The sequence below is a fragment of the Enterobacter cloacae complex sp. HYC074_NIDB genome (assembly GCF_056673345.1).
In genome coordinates, this window is record NZ_CP114214.1 from 1,309,451 (window position 1) to 1,325,400 (window position 15,950).

The window sequence follows — 15,950 nt, forward strand, 5'->3', positions numbered from 1 at the left end:
CTGATGCCCTCACCCCGGCCCTCTCCCACAGGGAGAGGGGGAAGTCACTGCCTGTATCAGAACCTCGTATTTACGCTCATGTACCAGGTGCGACCCGGTTCATTATACGTATACGCACCCGCGCCGTACATATACGCACCCGTCGTGGTATTACCCGTGGTCTGGGCGTTACCCGCGCGCCACTGGCGCTTGTCGAAGACGTTGTCCACGCCGCCGGTCAGGCTGACGTTTTTGGTCACGTCCCAGGTCGCGCTCAGGCCAACGATGCTGTACGGGCTGACTTCGTCTTTCTCAGACCCGGTCACCGGCTGACCTTTGTAGTTGTACTTCTTCGGCTGCTGCTTGCCGTACCAGGTGAAGGTCGACTGCAATGAGACATCCTGACGTACCTGCCAGCTCAGGGTAGAGTTCAGCGTATACTCCGGGATGATCGACAGACGATCGCCGGTCTCCTTGTTCTTACTTTGCAGCATGTAGGTGATGTTGTTGGTCCAGTTGATGGTGTCGCTGACCGGCACGTTCAGGGAGCCTTCCAGACCTTCCACCACCGCCTTCGGCACGTTTTCCCACTGGTAGATGTCGGTGGTGACTTTGCCGGTGGACGTCTGGCCAATCGGCGCGTAGCCCGCTTCAATCTTGTTGCGATAGTCGTTGCGGAACCAGGTCACGCCCGCCAGCCAGCCGTCGCGTTTCCACTCCAGGCCAATCTCTTTGTTGATACTGGTTTCCGCTTTCAGATCGTCGTTACCCATCATGTAGCAGCCCACGCCGTCGGAACTGGCGTAGCAGCCCTGGCCTTTACTGTACAGCAGGTAGTTCGGGTTGGTCTGATACAGGCTTGGCGCTTTATAGGCGCGCGCGATGCCCATCTTCAGGGTGAAGTCATCCCCCAGACCTTGCGACAGGTTCAGGGACGGGCTCCAGTTATTACCCACAATAGTATGGTGGTCGAAGCGCAGGGCAGGGGTCAGCATGGTGCTGTCGGTCAGCTCCATGTTGTTTTCGGCAAACAGGGAGAAGATCTCCGCTGACGTGTACGGGCTACGATCTTCGCTCATGCCCGGGATGGTGCCCCCCTGCTGGGTTTGTGTAAATGAGGTTGAGTCCTTCATGCGCTGCTGGTTCCACTCGGTGCCGAGCGTCAGGTTCTGGTTCACAATGAAATCAATCGGCAGGTTGATTTCGCTGTGCAGCATCACGTCGGCCAGATCGGTATCGGTGAATTTATTGCTGTTGAACAGGCCTTCCAGACCGCCCGCCAGCCCTTCACCCAGACGAGAGTTGCGGGTGTGCTCGTACTGCGCCCAGTTGCTGGTGGTGATGCCGTTATCCCAGCCGCCGTTCCAGGTCACGGCGAAGTTCTGACGATAGATACGGTTAGTCTCTTTACCGTAGTTCTTCTTCACCAGCGCGTTGTCGTTGTTGGTGTTCTGCGTGTCGCCCGCATACAGGTTGTTCTGGCGGCTATAGCCCGCCTCAAACTCCAGCGACTGCATCGGCGCGAAGTCCCAGCGCACCACGCCGTTGATGTCTTTATTTTCCACACCTTCACGGCCTGCGGGCAGGGTGTTGGCGTAATCTTTCGTGCGGTCAGACTGGTGACCCTGGTTGATATCCCACGCGTCGGCCTGGGTTTTATCCAGGTTACCGTACATGCGGAAGCTGAAATCCCCGCCCAGCGGGCCGCTCAGGCTGAAGTTGGTGCGTTTGGTGGAACCTTCGTCTTTATGCTCTGGCGCGTTCAGGTAGGTGTTCCAGGAGCCGTGCCACTGGTCGTCAAATTTTTTGGTGATGATGTTCACCACGCCGCCCGCCGCACCATTACCGTAGCGGGCAGCAGCCGGGCCACGGATCACTTCGATGCGCTCGATCATCTCCGGCGGGACCCAGCCGGTATCGCCGCGGGTATCACGCTCGCCGCGCCAGCCCAGACGGATGGAGTTGCGGCTGGTGACCGGCTTGCCGTCGATCAGGATCAGGGTGTTTTCCGGGCCCATGCCGCGAATGTCAATCTGACGGTTGTTCCCGCGCTGGCCGCTGGTGGAGTTGCCGGTCAGGTTAACGCCCGGCATGGTGCGGATGATTTCCGCCACGTCGCGCGCGGGCGGGTTTTTGCGGATCTCATCGGCGGTGATGGTCGACACGCCCGGCGCCTGCAAATTCTGCTCGGCGGCGGTGATCACCATGGTGTCTTCGTGCTGCGCGGAGGCGGTATTGTCGTCTGCCATGGCGGGCAGCGCGACACCATAAATCCCTAAATTGACCAGCAAGGCCAGAGAGTGAATCTTCTTATTCATTGTACGTCCCGCTTTTATGGTTATTTAATGAGCGCGCTTCCCACAGCGCGGGCATTACGCTATTGCAAATGCAAATAGTTATCAATAATATTATCAATAAAATTTGCTCTGAAACAAAAAAGACTGTTAAACATGGGGTTATAAGGGTGACGGTGTTAACAACCGGAAGTGAAGCGTGGTGGCAGACGAAAAACGGGCCGGAACGGGAACGTCATCAGGAAAACTATCGCGTGACATTCTGGTGGCGGGACCCGGCGGGAACGCAGAAAACCTCGACGGTGAAACGCGTCTGGCTCTACGTCACCGGCGTGACCGATCATCATCAAAATGCCCGTCCGCAATCCCTTGAACGTATCCCGGATACCGACGTCTGGCAGTGGCAGGGCGAGTTCAGTCCCGAATGGCGCGGCAGCTACTGTTTTATCCCCTCCGATAACGAAAACGATTTTGCCGATGCAGTGTTTGAAGGCGAGCAGCCGGACCGCATGGCGCTGCGCGAAGGCTGGCGTAAACTGTTGCCGCACGCGGTGTCCGACCCGCTGAATCCGCAAAGCTGGCGCGGCGGGCGCGGGCACGCCGTCTCGGCGCTGGAGATGCCGGAGGCGCCCGTACAGCCCGGCTGGAACCATCCCGATACCCCTTACAATAAGCCTGTCTGTATTGATTGGCACAGCGCGCGTCTGAAGAACCGTCGTCGCGTGTGGATTTTTACCACCGGGGATGAAAGCCCCGAGCGCCCGCTGGCGGTGCTCCTTGACGGGCAGTTCTGGGCCGAAAGCATGCCCGTCTGGCCTGCTCTGGCGTCGCTCACCCATGAAGGCAAACTGCCGCCTGCGGTTTATGTCTTAATTGACGTCATTGACACCGCACACCGCAGCCGCGAGCTGCCGTGCAACCCTGATTTCTGGCTGGCAGTGCAGGAAGAACTTCTCCCGCAAGTGAAAAGCATGGCCCCGTTCAGCGACCGCGCCGACCATACCGTGGTGGCGGGTCAGAGCTTCGGCGGACTCTCTTCCCTCTATGCGGGCCTCAACTGGCCGCAGCGTTTTGGCTGCATCCTCAGCCAGTCCGGATCCTACTGGTGGCCGCACCGCGGCGCGCAGCAGGACGGGCTGCTCATCGAACAACTCAAAGCGGGTGAAAAAACCGCTCGCGGGCTGCGCATTGTCCTTGAGGCCGGGCGCAACGAGCCGCTTATTTTGCGCGCCAACCAGGCGATCTTCGCCGAACTACACACTCAGCAACCGGTTTTCTGGCGTCAGGTTGACGGCGGACACGATGCGCTTTGCTGGCGCGGTGGGCTGACGCAGGGGCTGATGACCCTCTGGCAGCCGCTTATTCAATAACGGAGTCTGTATGGAATTCAGCAATCCTTTCGATAATCCGCAGGGACAGTTCGCCATTTTGCAAAATGACCAGGGGCAGTACAGCCTGTGGCCGCAGCAGTGCGAGTTGCCCGCGGGCTGGCGCGTGGTCTGCGAACCGCAATCTCAGGAGGCGTGCCAGCAGTGGCTGGCGGAACAGTGGCAGACGCTTGAGCCGTTTTATTTTGCGGGGGAGCGCGCATGAACCGTCTCCCTCTTGTCGCCGCCCAGCCGGGGATTTGGATGGCAGAGCAGCTTTCCTCCCTGCCAAACGCCTGGAGCGTCGCGCACTATACCGAGCTGAAAGGCGCTATCGATGCGCCATTGCTGGCAAAAGCCATCGCTGAAGGCATGATGCAGGCCGACACCCTGCGGATGCGTTTTGCCGAAGATAACGGTGAGGTGTGGCAGTGGATCGATGAGGCCATGCTCCTGCCGGAGCCGTCCATCGTGCGCGTTGACTCCCACGACGCCGCCGTGGCGCTGATGGAGGCCGATCTCAACCAGAACCTGCGCGTCGACAGCGGTCTGCCGCTGGCGTTTCACCAGCTGATCCAGGTGGGAGAAAGCCACTGGTACTGGTATCAGCGGTATCATCATCTGGTGGTAGATGGCTTCAGTTTCCCGGCCATTACGCGTCAGATCGCCGCCATTTACGCTGCGTGGCAGAAAGGGGAACCCGCGCCCGCCTCCCCGTTTACCCCGTTCGCCGAGGTGGTGGAGGAGTATCAGCGCTATCGCGACAGTGAGGCGTATCAGCGCGACGGTGCTTTCTGGGCCGAACAGCGCCAACAGCTTCCTTCTCCGGTCTCGCTCTCTTCCGCGCCCCTGCCTGGACACGCCGCCACCACCGACATCCTGCGCCTGAAAATGGCGATGGACGGACGTGCTTTCAGCCAGCTTGCACAGATGGCAGGCCAGGCGCAGCGTACCGATCTGGCGCTTGCGCTGGTGGTGCTGTGGCTGGGCCGCCTGACCGGACGGCTGGACTACGCCGCCGGGTTTATCTTTATGCGCCGCATGGGCTCCGCCGCGCTGACCGCGACCGGACCGGTGCTCAACGTCCTGCCGCTGGCGGTGAATATTCGCCCGCACGAGAGCCTGCCGGAACTGGCGCTGCGCCTGGCGAACCAGCTGAAAAAGATGCGTCGCCATCAGCGTTACGACGCCGAACAGATCGTGCGCGACAGCGGACGTGCCGCAGGCGATGAAGCCCTGTTTGGTCCGGTGCTGAACGTCAAGGTGTTCGATTATCAGCTGGATATCGACGGCGTGGAGGCCATTACCCACACGCTGGCGACCGGCCCGGTGAACGATCTGGAGCTTGCGCTGTTCCCGGACGAGCAGGGCGGACTGAGCATTGAGATCCTCGCCAACGGGCAGCGTTACGACGAGGCGACGCTAAAGGGTCACGCGGCGCGGCTGAACGCAATGCTGACGCAGTTTGCCGCCAACCCGGACCTGCGCTGTGGCGACGTGGAAACCGTATCAGAGCAGGAGTATGCCCGGCTGGCGCGCATCAACGATACCGGGCTGGCGCTGCCGTCCACCACGCTGGCAGATCTGGTCGCGGAGCAGGCGAGCAAAACGCCGGACGCCCCCGCGCTGGCGGATGCCCATACTGAACTGAACTACCGCCAGATGCGCGAGCAGGTGGTCGCGCTGGCAAACCTGCTGCGCGCGCGCGGCGTGAAGCCGGGCGACAGCGTGGCGGTGGCGCTTCCGCGCTCGGTGTTCCTGACGTTAGCCTTGCACGGCATTGTGGAGGCGGGCGCCGCGTGGCTGCCGCTCGACACCGGCTACCCGGACGATCGCCTGCGGATGATGCTCGAGGACGCGAAGCCGTCCCTGCTCATTACCACCGACGAGCAGCTTCCGCGCTTTAGCGATCTGCCGATCGCCACCTTTAGTTACAACACACTATTACCGGCCACCGATGCTGAACCTCTGCGCCTGGCGAAGCCGGAGCAAACCGCGTACATCATCTTTACCTCCGGTTCGACGGGACGTCCAAAAGGGGTGATGGTCGGCCATACCGCCATCGTTAACCGCCTGAAGTGGATGCAGGATCATTATCCACTGACGGCGCATGACGTGGTGGCGCAGAAAACCCCGTGCAGCTTTGACGTGTCGGTGTGGGAGTTCTGGTGGCCGTTTATCGCCGGGGCGAAGCTGGTGATGGCCGAGCCGGACGCGCACCGAGATCCGCAGGCGATGCAGAGCTTCTTCGCAGAATATGGCGTAACCACCACCCACTTCGTGCCGTCAATGCTGGCGGCGTTCGTCGCCTCGCTGACGCCGGAAAACGCCCACTGTTGCAGGACGCTGAAGCAGGTGTTCTGTAGCGGCGAGGCGTTGCCGACTGCGCTGTGTCGCGAGTGGGAACTGCTCACCCATGCGCCGCTGCACAACCTCTATGGCCCGACCGAAGCGGCGGTGGACGTCAGCTGGTATCCGGCGTACGGCCCCGAGCTGGCGGCGGTGGAGGGCAACAGCGTGCCGATCGGTTTCCCGGTATGGAATACGGGGCTGCGCATTCTGGATGCGATGATGCGCCCGGTACCGTTCGGCGTGGCGGGGGATCTGTATCTCACCGGCATCCAGCTGGCGCAGGGGTATCTGGGACGCCCCGACCTTACCGCCAGCCGCTTTATCGCCGACCCGTTCGCGCCGGGCGAGCGGATGTACCGCACCGGTGACGTTGCCCGCTGGCTGGATAACGGCGCGGTGGAATATCTGGGCCGCAGCGACGACCAGCTGAAAATTCGCGGCCAGCGCATCGAGCTGGGTGAAATCGACCGGGCCATGCTGTCGCTGCCGGACGTGGCCCAGGCCGTGGCGCACGCCTGCGTGTTCAACCAGGCGGCAGCCACGGGTGGCGATGCCCGACAGCTGGTGGGGTACGTGGTTTCCGAATCCGGCTTACCGCTGGATCGCGACGCGCTGCTTGCATCACTCAAAGCCCAGCTGCCACCGCATATGGTGCCGGTGGTGCTGCTGCAAATCAGCGCGCTGCCGTTAAGCGCCAACGGCAAGCTGGATCGCAAGGCGCTGCCGCTGCCGGAGCTGACCAGCAGAACTTCCGGTCGCGCACCTGAGACGCAAACCGAAGTGGCCGTGGCGCAGGCGTTTTCTTCCCTGCTGGGCTGCGCGGTGAACGATATCGAGGCCGATTTCTTTGCCCTCGGCGGCCACTCGCTGCTGGCGATGCGCCTCGCGGCTCAGCTCAGCCGTGCGTTCAGCCGTAAGGTCACGCCGGGGCAGATTATGGTCGCCTCGACGGTAAGCAAGCTTAGCGCCCTGCTGGACTCGCAGATGAGCGACGAACAGGCGCAGCGTCTGGGGTATGAAACCCTTCTGCCGCTGCGTGAAAGCAACGGCCCGACGCTGTTCTGCTTCCATCCGGCGTCCGGCTTTGCCTGGCAGTTTAGCGTCCTGGCGCGCTACCTCAGCCCGCGCTGGTCCATCGTCGGCATTCAGTCGCCGCGGCCAAACGGCCCGATGCAGCAGTGCGCGGATCTCGATGGAGTAATCGAACATCATCTGAACACGTTGCGTAAGCAGCAGCCGCAGGGGCCGTATTACCTGTTCGGCTATTCCCTCGGCGGCACGCTGGCGCAGGGCATTGCGGCCCGCCTGCGCGAGCAGGGTGAAGCGGTGGCGTTCCTCGGCCTGCTGGATACCTGGCCGCCGGAAACCCAGAACTGGGCGGAGAAAGAGGCCAACGGCCTCGACCCGGCGGTGCTGGCAGAAATCGAGCGCGAGCGTCAGGCGTTTATCGCCGCCCAGCAGGGGCAGGGCTCCAGCGAGCTGTTTAACGCCATTGAGGGCAACTACGCCGACGCGGTGCGGCTGCTCACCACCGCACACAGCGCGCGCTTTGACGGTAAAGCGACGCTGTTTGTCGCCGAGCGAACGCGAACCCTGGATCCTCAGGCCGCGTGGGCGCCGTGGGTGGGCGAGCTGGAGGTCTACAGCCAGGACTGCGCCCACGTGGATATTATTTCACCGCAGGCGTTTGAGAAAATTGGGCCGGTACTGAAGGAAATTTTAGGATAGTGCAAATGCCCCTCACCCTAACCCTCTCCCACGGGGAGAGGGGATGGTTTGCTCCCTCTCCCTGTGGGAGAGGGCCGGGGTAAGGGCATCAGACCGCACGTTTTCCAAGCGGCACCACCAACGGCGTACCCGCCACCGGATCGTCAATAATCATGCAGCGCATGCCGTAGATCCGCGCGATCAGCTCTGGCGTCACAATCTCCTTCGGCGCGCCCTGCGCCACAATCTCGCCGTCGCGCAGCGCAATCAGATGTGTCGCGTAGCGGCACGCCTGGTTTAAGTCGTGCAACACCGCCGCCAGGGTGTACCCCTGCGTACGGTTCAGCTCGCTCAGCAGCTCCAGCAGGTCAATCTGATGGCTGATATCCAGCCAGGTCGTCGGCTCGTCCAGCAGCATGATCGAGGTTTCCTGCGCCAGCACCATTGCGATCCACGCGCGCTGGCGCTGTCCGCCGGAGAGGGTATCGACGCTTTGCTGGGCCAGCTCGGTGATGCCCGTCGCCTGCATCGCGCGCTTCACGGCCTCGTCGTCCTCATTGCGCCAGCGGGTAAACAGCGGCTGGTGCGGATAGCGCCCGCGGGAGACCAGCTCCTGCACGGTAATATCCCCCGGCGTGGTGGCGTTTTGCGCCAGCAGACCAATTCGGCGCGCCACCTCTTTGCTGGCGAAGCGCTGGATCTGTTCCCCGTCGAGGAACACGCTACCCTCAACCGGCGACATCAGGCGGCTCAGCGTGCGCAGCAATGTTGATTTGCCGCAGCCGTTTGGCCCGATAATGGCGGTGAAGTGGCCGTCCGGAATGGCGACGGATAAGTCCCGGGCAATGATTTTTTTGCCGTAGCCGAGGGTCAAGTTTTCGCCGCGCAAGCGGGTGGTTGAATCTGTCATTTCTTGCGTGACTCCTGAACGAGCAAGACGATGAGGTAAATCCCGCCGAGGCTGACGGTCACCACGCCCACCGGCAGTTGATAAGGCGTAAACAGCCGCTGGGCGCAGAGATCGGCGGCCAGCAGTAATACTGCACCGCACAGCGCCGCCTGGGTTAATCCCCAGCGCGCGGTGCCGCTAAGTCGCCGCGCGATATGCGGCGCGACAAGGGCAATAAACGAGATCGGCCCGGCGATGGCGGTAGACGCTGCGGTCAGCAAGACCGCCACCAGCATCAGCATCAGGCGCGAGCGCTCTACGCTCACGCCCAGCGCGCAGGCGCTATCGTCGCCCATCTCCAGCAGCCGCATGCGCCTGACCAGCAGCAACGCGCCGATAAACATCAGGATAATCAGCGGCGCGGCGGGCCAGGTTTTTACCCACGTCAGACCGTTGAGGGAACCGGCGTACCACAGCCCGGCGGAGAGTGCGGTTTCCAGCGACGCCTGTAGCAGAAGCCAGGTGTTAAACGCCATCAGCATCGCGCGGATGCCGATCCCGATGATGATCAGGCGGAAGGTGTCGATGCCGTTGCGCCAGGCCAGGGCCCAGATAAGCAGGGAGGTGAGAATGCCGCCCGCCATCGCCGTAAAGGTAATGGCCGTGAGATGCTGCCCGAACAGCACCATCGCCACCAGCACGCCGCTCCACGCGCCGGTATTCAGGCCCATCACGTCCGGGCTGCCGAGGGGGTTACGCATCAGCGACTGGAATATCGCGCCGCTGACGCCAAGCGCCGCGCCAACCAGGATCGCCATTGCCACGCGCGGCAGTCGCCATTCGGTGACCACCATGGTGATGTTACGCGGCGCGCTGCCGGTGAGAGCGTGAAAGACCTGCGCGAAATCAAGCGTTACGGCACCGCTTTGCAGGCTCCAGACCGCCAGCAGCAGACAGGCGACGACCAGCAGGGCGACGCTGGTGAGTAAACGACGGGACGGGGCCATCATGCGCCACCCCCGCGTCTGCGTCGTACCAGGAAGATCAGCACCGGCGCGCCGATAAAGGCGCTGACCACCGAGACACGCAGTTCGCCCGGCACCAGCAGGCGGCCCAGCACGTCGGCAAACAGCAGCAGGGCAGGGGTCGCCAGCAGCGTTACCGGGAGGGACCAGCGGTGATCCGCCCCCACCAGCCAGCGCGCCATGTGCGGCATCATCAGGCCGATAAAGGCAATCGGGCCGACTACGGCGGTCGCGCTGCCGCACAGCACGGTGATGGCAAGCAGGCCCGTCAGCTGCGTACGCGCCACGCGGTTGCCGAGGGCGGTCGCGGTGTCACTGCCGAGGCTCAGGCTGTTCAGCGCCCGGCTTAAACAGAGCGCCACGGCGGCAGCGACGCTCGCCGGGATCACCACCACTTTTAAGGTTTCAAGGGTACGAATATCCAGCGAACCCGCCTGCCAGAAGCGCAGCTGGTCATACACGTCCGGGTTGAGCAGGGCGATGCCGTTGGACAAGCCTTCCAGTACCGCCGCGAGCGCTACGCCCGCCAGCGTTAAGCGTACCGGGCTGAGCTGTCCGCCGCCCTGGCTGCCGGTAAACGCCACCACCAGCGAGGCGGCCAGCGCGCCGCAGAAGGCCATCACCAGCTGTTCAGACGGAGAGGTGAAACCAAACAGCGCCGCGCCGAGCACAATGGCGAAGCTGGCACCAGAGTTCACGCCGAGAATGCCAGGGTCCGCCAGCGGGTTGCGGGTGAGGGTTTGCATCAGGGCACCGGCAAGGCCGAGCGCACCACCGGCCAGCAGGCCGGCTAGGGTGCGGGGCAGGCGAGCGTCGAGCACGATGGTGCAGTCGGCGCTCTGACAGGTACCGGAGATCGCATCGACAATAACGGACGCGGGCAGCGGTTTTGCGCCGACCAGCAGGCTGAGTGCAATCGCAAGGATTAGCAGTAGCAATAAAACGGGCACGGCAAGGGCGCGCACCGCAGAAGAGGAAAACGACATAGCAACATCCATGATTTGATAATGATAGTGATTATCGTTATCTATTTTATTTGGCTATGTTAGCATGTGCGCCCATGGAATGGGTAGAAATAGACTCAAGGCTTTGTCATGAATCAAAAATCCTGGCTGCTTAACCTCAGCCTGCTCAAAACACACCCGGCGTATCGCGCCGTTTTTATCGCTCGCTTTATCTCCATTTTGTCCCTCGGTTTGCTTGGTGTGGCCGTGCCGGTGCAAATCCAGACCATCACTCACTCCAGCTGGCTGGTAGGGCTATCCGTCACCTTAACCGGCGGGGCGATGTTTATCGGCCTGATGGTGGGCGGCGTGCTGGCGGACCGCTACGAGCGTAAAAAGCTTATCCTGCTGGCGCGCGGCACCTGCGGGGTGGGCTTTGTCGGGCTGTGTCTGAACGCCATGCTGCCGGAGCCGTCGCTGATGGTGATTTATGCCCTGGGCCTGTGGGACGGCTTTTTTGCCTCGTTAGGCGTGACGGCGCTGCTGGCGGCCACGCCCGCGCTGGTCGGGCGCGAGAACCTGATGCAGGCGGGGGCGATCACCATGCTCACCGTGCGCCTCGGCTCGGTGATTTCGCCGATGGTCGGCGGTCTGCTGCTGGCGACCGGCAACGTGGCGTGGAACTACGGCCTTGCCGCAGCCGGAACCTTTATCACCACCCTGACGCTGCTGCGTCTGCCGCTCCTGCCACCGCCGCCGCAGCCGCGCGAGCATCCGCTGAAGTCCCTGATGGCCGCGATTCGTTTTCTGTTCAGCAACCCGTTGATTGGCGGCATTGCGCTGCTCGGCGGCCTGCTGACGATGGCGAGCGCCGTGCGCGTGCTGTACCCGGCGCTGGCGGGCGAGTGGCAGATGAGCGCCTCAGAGATTGGCGTGCTGTACGCCGCCATTCCGCTCGGCGCCGCGTGTGGGGCGCTGACCAGCGGCAACCTGGCGCAGAGCGCGAGACCGGGGCTGATCCTGCTGGTGGCGACGCTGGCCTCGTTTATCGCGATTGGTTTCTTCAGCCTGATGCCGGTGTGGGCGCTGGGGGTAATGTGTCTGGTGATTTTTGGCTGGCTGAGCGCGGTCAGCTCGCTTTTACAGTACACCCTGATCCAGACCCAGACGCCGGAAGGGATGCTCGGGCGCATTAACGGCCTGTGGACCGCGCAGAACGTGACGGGCGATGCAATTGGCGCGGCGATCCTCGGCGGGATGGGGGCGATAATGACCCCGGTGGCGTCGGCGAGCAGCAGCGGGTTTGTGTTAGCGATGATTGGCGCGATCTTACTGGTGACGCTGGTGGAATTGCGGCGGTTCAGGCAGGAGGTCGCGTTGAACGACGGTGCGGCCTGATGCCCTCACCCCGGCCCTCTCCCACGGGGAGAGGGAGGAAAAATGCCTACTTAAACAACGCATTCAATCTGTCTAACACCAGCATCGCGCTGTAATAATCCAGGCGGAACGTCTCCGTTCCCAGCGCCCAGACGCGCTTGTTCTTCACCGACGGCAGATGCGCCAGCAGCGGATTGGCGTAAATCGCATTCACGTCTTTCTGGTCGCCGGCAAACACGAACAGCCCTTCGCCGTTCAGCCCCGTCGCCAGATTTTCTCCACCCAGCTGAATAATGTCGTGGCGCTTGCCCTGGCTTGTTGAGGTCTGCAAACCGGCAGGCAGGTCCGCCAGCGTAAAGCCCAGCTGGTGCAGCAGCTTGCCCTGCGCGGAGTCTGTCGTCCACAGGTTCGCCGTGTGTGCCGCGGCGGTGTAAACGATGGCGTTCACCGGCTGTGGCGGCAGCTTCATCTGCTGCTTCACCTGGGCGAGCTGTTTATCGAAGGCAGCGATGCGCTCTGCGGCCTGTGTCTCCTGCCCGGTGATCGTCCCCAGCTGGGTCAGCAGTTCCTGCCAGCTTTTGTCGTCGTAATTGATGATAAGCGTCGGCGCGATGGCGGAAAGCTGCTCGTAGAGCGCAAGCGCGGAATCCCCGCCGGTGGCGCTGATCAAAATCAGGTCCGGCATCTGGGCCGCGACCGCTTCGGCGCTCGGCTCGCCGATGTACAGCCGGGCAACCTTACGCTGCTTCGCGATATCGCCCCACTGACGTAAAAAGCCCTGCGCATCCGCCACGCGGTTGTTCGGCGTGGTCGCACCGCTGGCAATGACCGGCGCGTCAATGGCCAGCAGCGAGCCGGTTAAGGTCACGCTGGTAGAGACAATGCGCGTCGGTTTGCTCTCAAGCGTGTGAACGCCGCGGCTGTCGGAGACCTGGCGCGGCCAGTCGTCGGCGGCGGCTGAGGTTAGTCCTAAAACAAAAAGTCCTGTTAAAAGAAGGGCATTGCGGCAAACGGCAGCGATTTTCACAGAGCGGCATCCTGATTTTATTGAAGATAATGCTTCTCATTTTCAGGGCTGTAGGGAAGGGATGCAAGCGTTTGTCGCACAAGTTATTTGCCCGACGGTTGACAGCGGGGCGATGTGGGATTAGGTTAGCCGACGAAAATATAAATGATAATCATTATTGCTTCTTTTATCATTTTAAGGAGGATGATATGGACACGTCCCTGGCTGAGGAAGTTCAGCACACCGCGACTACGCTGCAAGCAGATAGCTTTTTCTTTATGTCGCCTTACCGCAGTTTTACCACGTCCGGCTGTTTTGCCCGTTTTTCTGAACCCGCCGTCGGCGGTGACGATCCGGCGGGTCCCTTTCAGCAGAAATTAGCTCAGGCTTTCCGGAATGCGAAAAACAGCGGCATTGCCCATCCGGTGATGGTAGGGGCGATCCCCTTCGATACCCGCAAACCGTCATCGCTGTTTATTCCGCAACGCTGGCAAACCTTCTCCCGCCCGGCGCGTCAGCAGTCCGCACGCTACGCCTCCGGCGCGCAGACGCTGAACGTGCAACAACGCACCGAGATCCCGCCGCAGCCGATTTTCGAGGAGATGGTGGCCCGCGCCGCGTCGCTCACCGCCACGCCGCAGGTGAATAAGGTGGTGCTGTCGCGCCTGATTGATATTGCCACCGACAAACAGATTGATAGCAGCGCGCTTATGGAGCGTCTTATCGCCCAGAACCCGGCGAGCTTTAACTTCCACGTACCGCTGGAAGACGGCGGCGTGCTGCTGGGCGCCAGCCCGGAACTGCTGCTGCGTAAAGAAGGCGCGCACTTTAGTTCGCTGCCGCTGGCGGGCTCTGCGCGCCGTCAGCCGGACGATGTGCTGGATCGCGAAGCGGGCACTAAGCTGCTGGCCTCCGAAAAAGACCGTCACGAGCACGACCTGGTAACCCAGGCGATGAAAACCATTCTGGAACCGCGCAGCCATCATCTGAGCATGCCGGCTTCCCCGCAGCTCATTACCACCCCAACGCTGTGGCATCTGGCCACGCCGGTTGAGGGTGACGCGCGTGAAAACGAGAACGCCCTGACGCTGGCCTGCCTGCTGCACCCGACCCCGGCCCTGAGCGGCTTCCCGCATCAGGCGGCAAAAGAACTCATTGCCGAGCTGGAGCCCTTCGACCGCGAACTGTTCGGCGGCATCGTTGGCTGGTGCGACAGCGAAGGTAACGGCGAGTGGGTGGTAACTATCCGCTGCGCGCGGCTGCATCAAAATACCGTTCGCCTGTTTGCCGGCGCGGGCATTGTGCCTGCTTCCTCCCCGGTGGGCGAGTGGCGCGAGACGGGCGTGAAGCTCTCCACCATGCTCAACGTGTTTGGTTTGCACTAAGGAATACTCATGACCATCCCTTTTACCCGCTGGCCTGAGGATTTTGCCCGCCGCTACCGTGAAAAAGGCTACTGGCAGGATCTGCCGCTGACCCACATCCTGACGGACCATGCGGACAGCGATGCGTTCGCGATAATTGACGGCGATCGCCGCATCACCTACCGCGCGTTTAATCAGGCGGTGACGAATCTGGCGTCCGCCCTTCAGGCGCAGGGGCTGCATCGCGGCGAGACCGCGCTGGTGCAGCTCGGCAACGTGGCCGAGTTCTACATCACCTTCTTCGCGCTACTGCAAATCGGCGTCGCGCCGGTCAACGCGCTCTTTAGCCATCAGCGCAGTGAACTCAACGCCTACGCGGAGCAGATCAAACCCGCCGTGCTGATTGCCGATCGCGACCACGCGCTGTTCTCGGGCGATGATTTTCTCAACACCTTTGTGGATGCGCATCGCTCGGTACGCGTTGTGCTGCTACGCGGCGATAAGGGCGAACACGCGCTGGAGGCGGCGATTTCACGCCCGGCGGACAATTTCATCCCGAACCCGACGCCCGCCGACGAAGTGGCGTTCTTCCAGCTCTCCGGCGGCAGCACCGGCACGCCGAAGCTGATCCCACGTACGCACAACGACTACGACTACAGCATTCGCCGCAGCAACGAAATCTGCGGTATCACTGCGCACACCCGCTATCTGAACGCGCTTCCCGCGGCGCACAACTACGCCATGAGTTCGCCGGGATCGTTAGGCGTTTTCACGGCGGGCGGCTGCGTGGTGCTGGCTAACGATCCGAGCGCCACGCTCTGCTTCCCGCTGATTGAGCAGCATCAGATCAACGTCACCTCGCTGGTGCCGCCCGCGGTCAGCCTGTGGTTGCAGGCGATTGCCGACGGCGCGGGGAACGCCCAGCTGAAATCCCTCGAACTGCTCCAGGTAGGCGGCGCACGTCTCTCCGCCACGCTTGCGGCGCGCATTCCGGCGGAAATTGGCTGCCAGCTTCAGCAGGTGTTTGGCATGGCGGAAGGGCTGGTGAACTACACCGCCCTCGACGATGCGCCGGAGCGCATCATCAATACCCAGGGCCGCCCGATGTGCCCGGACGATGAAGTGTGGGTGGCGGATGAGGACGGCAACCCGCTGCCGCGCGGGGAAGTCGGGCGTCTGATGACGCGCGGCCCGTATACCTTCCGCGGCTATTTCAACAGCCCGGAACACAACGCCAGCGCCTTTGATGCCAACGGTTTCTACTGCTCGGGCGATCTGATCGCCATCGACGAGCAGGGTTACATCACCGTGCAGGGGCGCGAGAAAGATCAGATCAACCGCGGTGGCGAGAAGATCGCCGCCGAAGAGATCGAAAACCTGCTGCTGCGCCACGACGCGGTGATCCACGCCGCGCTGGTGAGCATGGAGGACAGCCTGCTGGGCGAAAAAAGCTGCGCGTACCTGGTGGTGAAACAGCCCCTGCGCGCGGTGGAGGTGCGACGCTTCCTGCGCGAGCAGGGCGTTGCCGAATTTAAGCTGCCGGACCGCGTGGAGAGCGTGGATGCGCTTCCGCTCACGCCGGTAGGCAAAGTTGATAAGAAACAGTTGCGCCTGTGGCTTGCTGAACGCGCCCGGGGCTGAGGAAC

General features: G+C 62.2%; 11 protein-coding genes. 6 read left to right on the top strand and 5 right to left on the bottom strand.

Features of this window, described 5'->3' with window-relative positions; all coding sequences use genetic code 11:
- Nucleotides 1-56: 56 nt before the first annotated feature.
- The gene (locus tag O1724_RS06450) at nt 57-2,297 is read right to left on the bottom strand and encodes a TonB-dependent siderophore receptor (RefSeq protein ID WP_048243594.1); all 2,241 of its coding nucleotides are present in this window, start codon (nt 2,295-2,297) and stop codon (nt 57-59) included.
- A gap of 146 nt (nt 2,298-2,443) precedes the next feature.
- Between O1724_RS06450 and fes the strand changes: the two genes are divergently transcribed.
- The 3 genes from fes to entF are packed head-to-tail and all read left to right on the top strand — an operon-like array spanning nt 2,444 to nt 7,720.
- Complete coding sequence (gene fes, locus O1724_RS06455) at nt 2,444-3,643, top strand: enterochelin esterase (RefSeq protein ID WP_048243596.1); 1,200 nt, start codon at nt 2,444-2,446, stop codon at nt 3,641-3,643.
- Nucleotides 3,644-3,653: 10 nt separating this feature from the next.
- Nucleotides 3,654-3,866 (top strand): MbtH family protein, encoded by a 213-nt coding sequence (locus O1724_RS06460; protein WP_003858806.1) that lies wholly within the window; start codon nt 3,654-3,656, stop codon nt 3,864-3,866.
- Complete coding sequence (gene entF / locus O1724_RS06465; RefSeq protein ID WP_126297175.1) at nt 3,863-7,720, top strand: enterobactin non-ribosomal peptide synthetase EntF; 3,858 nt, start codon at nt 3,863-3,865, stop codon at nt 7,718-7,720. The genes O1724_RS06460 and entF overlap by 4 nt, the downstream gene beginning before the upstream one ends.
- An 88-nt stretch (nt 7,721-7,808) precedes the next feature.
- Here entF and fepC read toward each other — a convergent pair whose 3' ends face one another.
- Genes fepC through fepD form a run of 3 tightly spaced genes read right to left on the bottom strand, consistent with a single transcriptional unit; the run spans nt 7,809 to nt 10,599 of the window.
- Nucleotides 7,809-8,609 (bottom strand): iron-enterobactin ABC transporter ATP-binding protein, encoded by an 801-nt coding sequence (fepC, locus tag O1724_RS06470; RefSeq protein ID WP_126297174.1) that lies wholly within the window; start codon nt 8,607-8,609, stop codon nt 7,809-7,811.
- Entirely contained in the window at nt 8,606-9,595 is a 990-nt protein-coding gene (gene fepG, locus O1724_RS06475) for an iron-enterobactin ABC transporter permease (protein ID WP_072139725.1), read from the bottom strand. Before fepG ends, fepC begins: the two co-directional genes overlap by 4 nt.
- Entirely contained in the window at nt 9,595-10,599 is a 1,005-nt protein-coding gene (gene fepD, locus O1724_RS06480; RefSeq protein ID WP_126297173.1) for a Fe(3+)-siderophore ABC transporter permease, read from the bottom strand. Before fepD ends, fepG begins: the two co-directional genes overlap by 1 nt.
- 108 nt (nt 10,600-10,707) lie before the next feature.
- On the opposite strand from fepD, the gene entS reads away from it, so the two are divergent.
- Complete coding sequence (gene entS, locus O1724_RS06485) at nt 10,708-11,955, top strand: enterobactin transporter EntS (protein WP_126297172.1); 1,248 nt, start codon at nt 10,708-10,710, stop codon at nt 11,953-11,955.
- A gap of 46 nt (nt 11,956-12,001) precedes the next feature.
- Here entS and fepB read toward each other — a convergent pair whose 3' ends face one another.
- On the bottom strand, nt 12,002-12,961 hold the full coding sequence (fepB, locus tag O1724_RS06490; RefSeq protein WP_048209166.1) for a Fe2+-enterobactin ABC transporter substrate-binding protein: 960 nt from the start codon (nt 12,959-12,961) through the stop codon (nt 12,002-12,004).
- Between the two features lie 188 nt (nt 12,962-13,149).
- On the opposite strand from fepB, the gene entC reads away from it, so the two are divergent.
- On the top strand, nt 13,150-14,325 hold the full coding sequence (gene entC, locus O1724_RS06495; RefSeq protein WP_023324292.1) for an isochorismate synthase EntC: 1,176 nt from the start codon (nt 13,150-13,152) through the stop codon (nt 14,323-14,325).
- A gap of 9 nt (nt 14,326-14,334) precedes the next feature.
- Nucleotides 14,335-15,945 carry a (2,3-dihydroxybenzoyl)adenylate synthase EntE gene (gene entE, locus O1724_RS06500; protein WP_063944375.1) on the top strand — a complete coding sequence of 537 codons (1,611 nt, stop codon included), beginning with the start codon at nt 14,335-14,337 and terminating at the stop codon, nt 15,943-15,945.
- Nucleotides 15,946-15,950 lie beyond the last annotated feature (5 nt).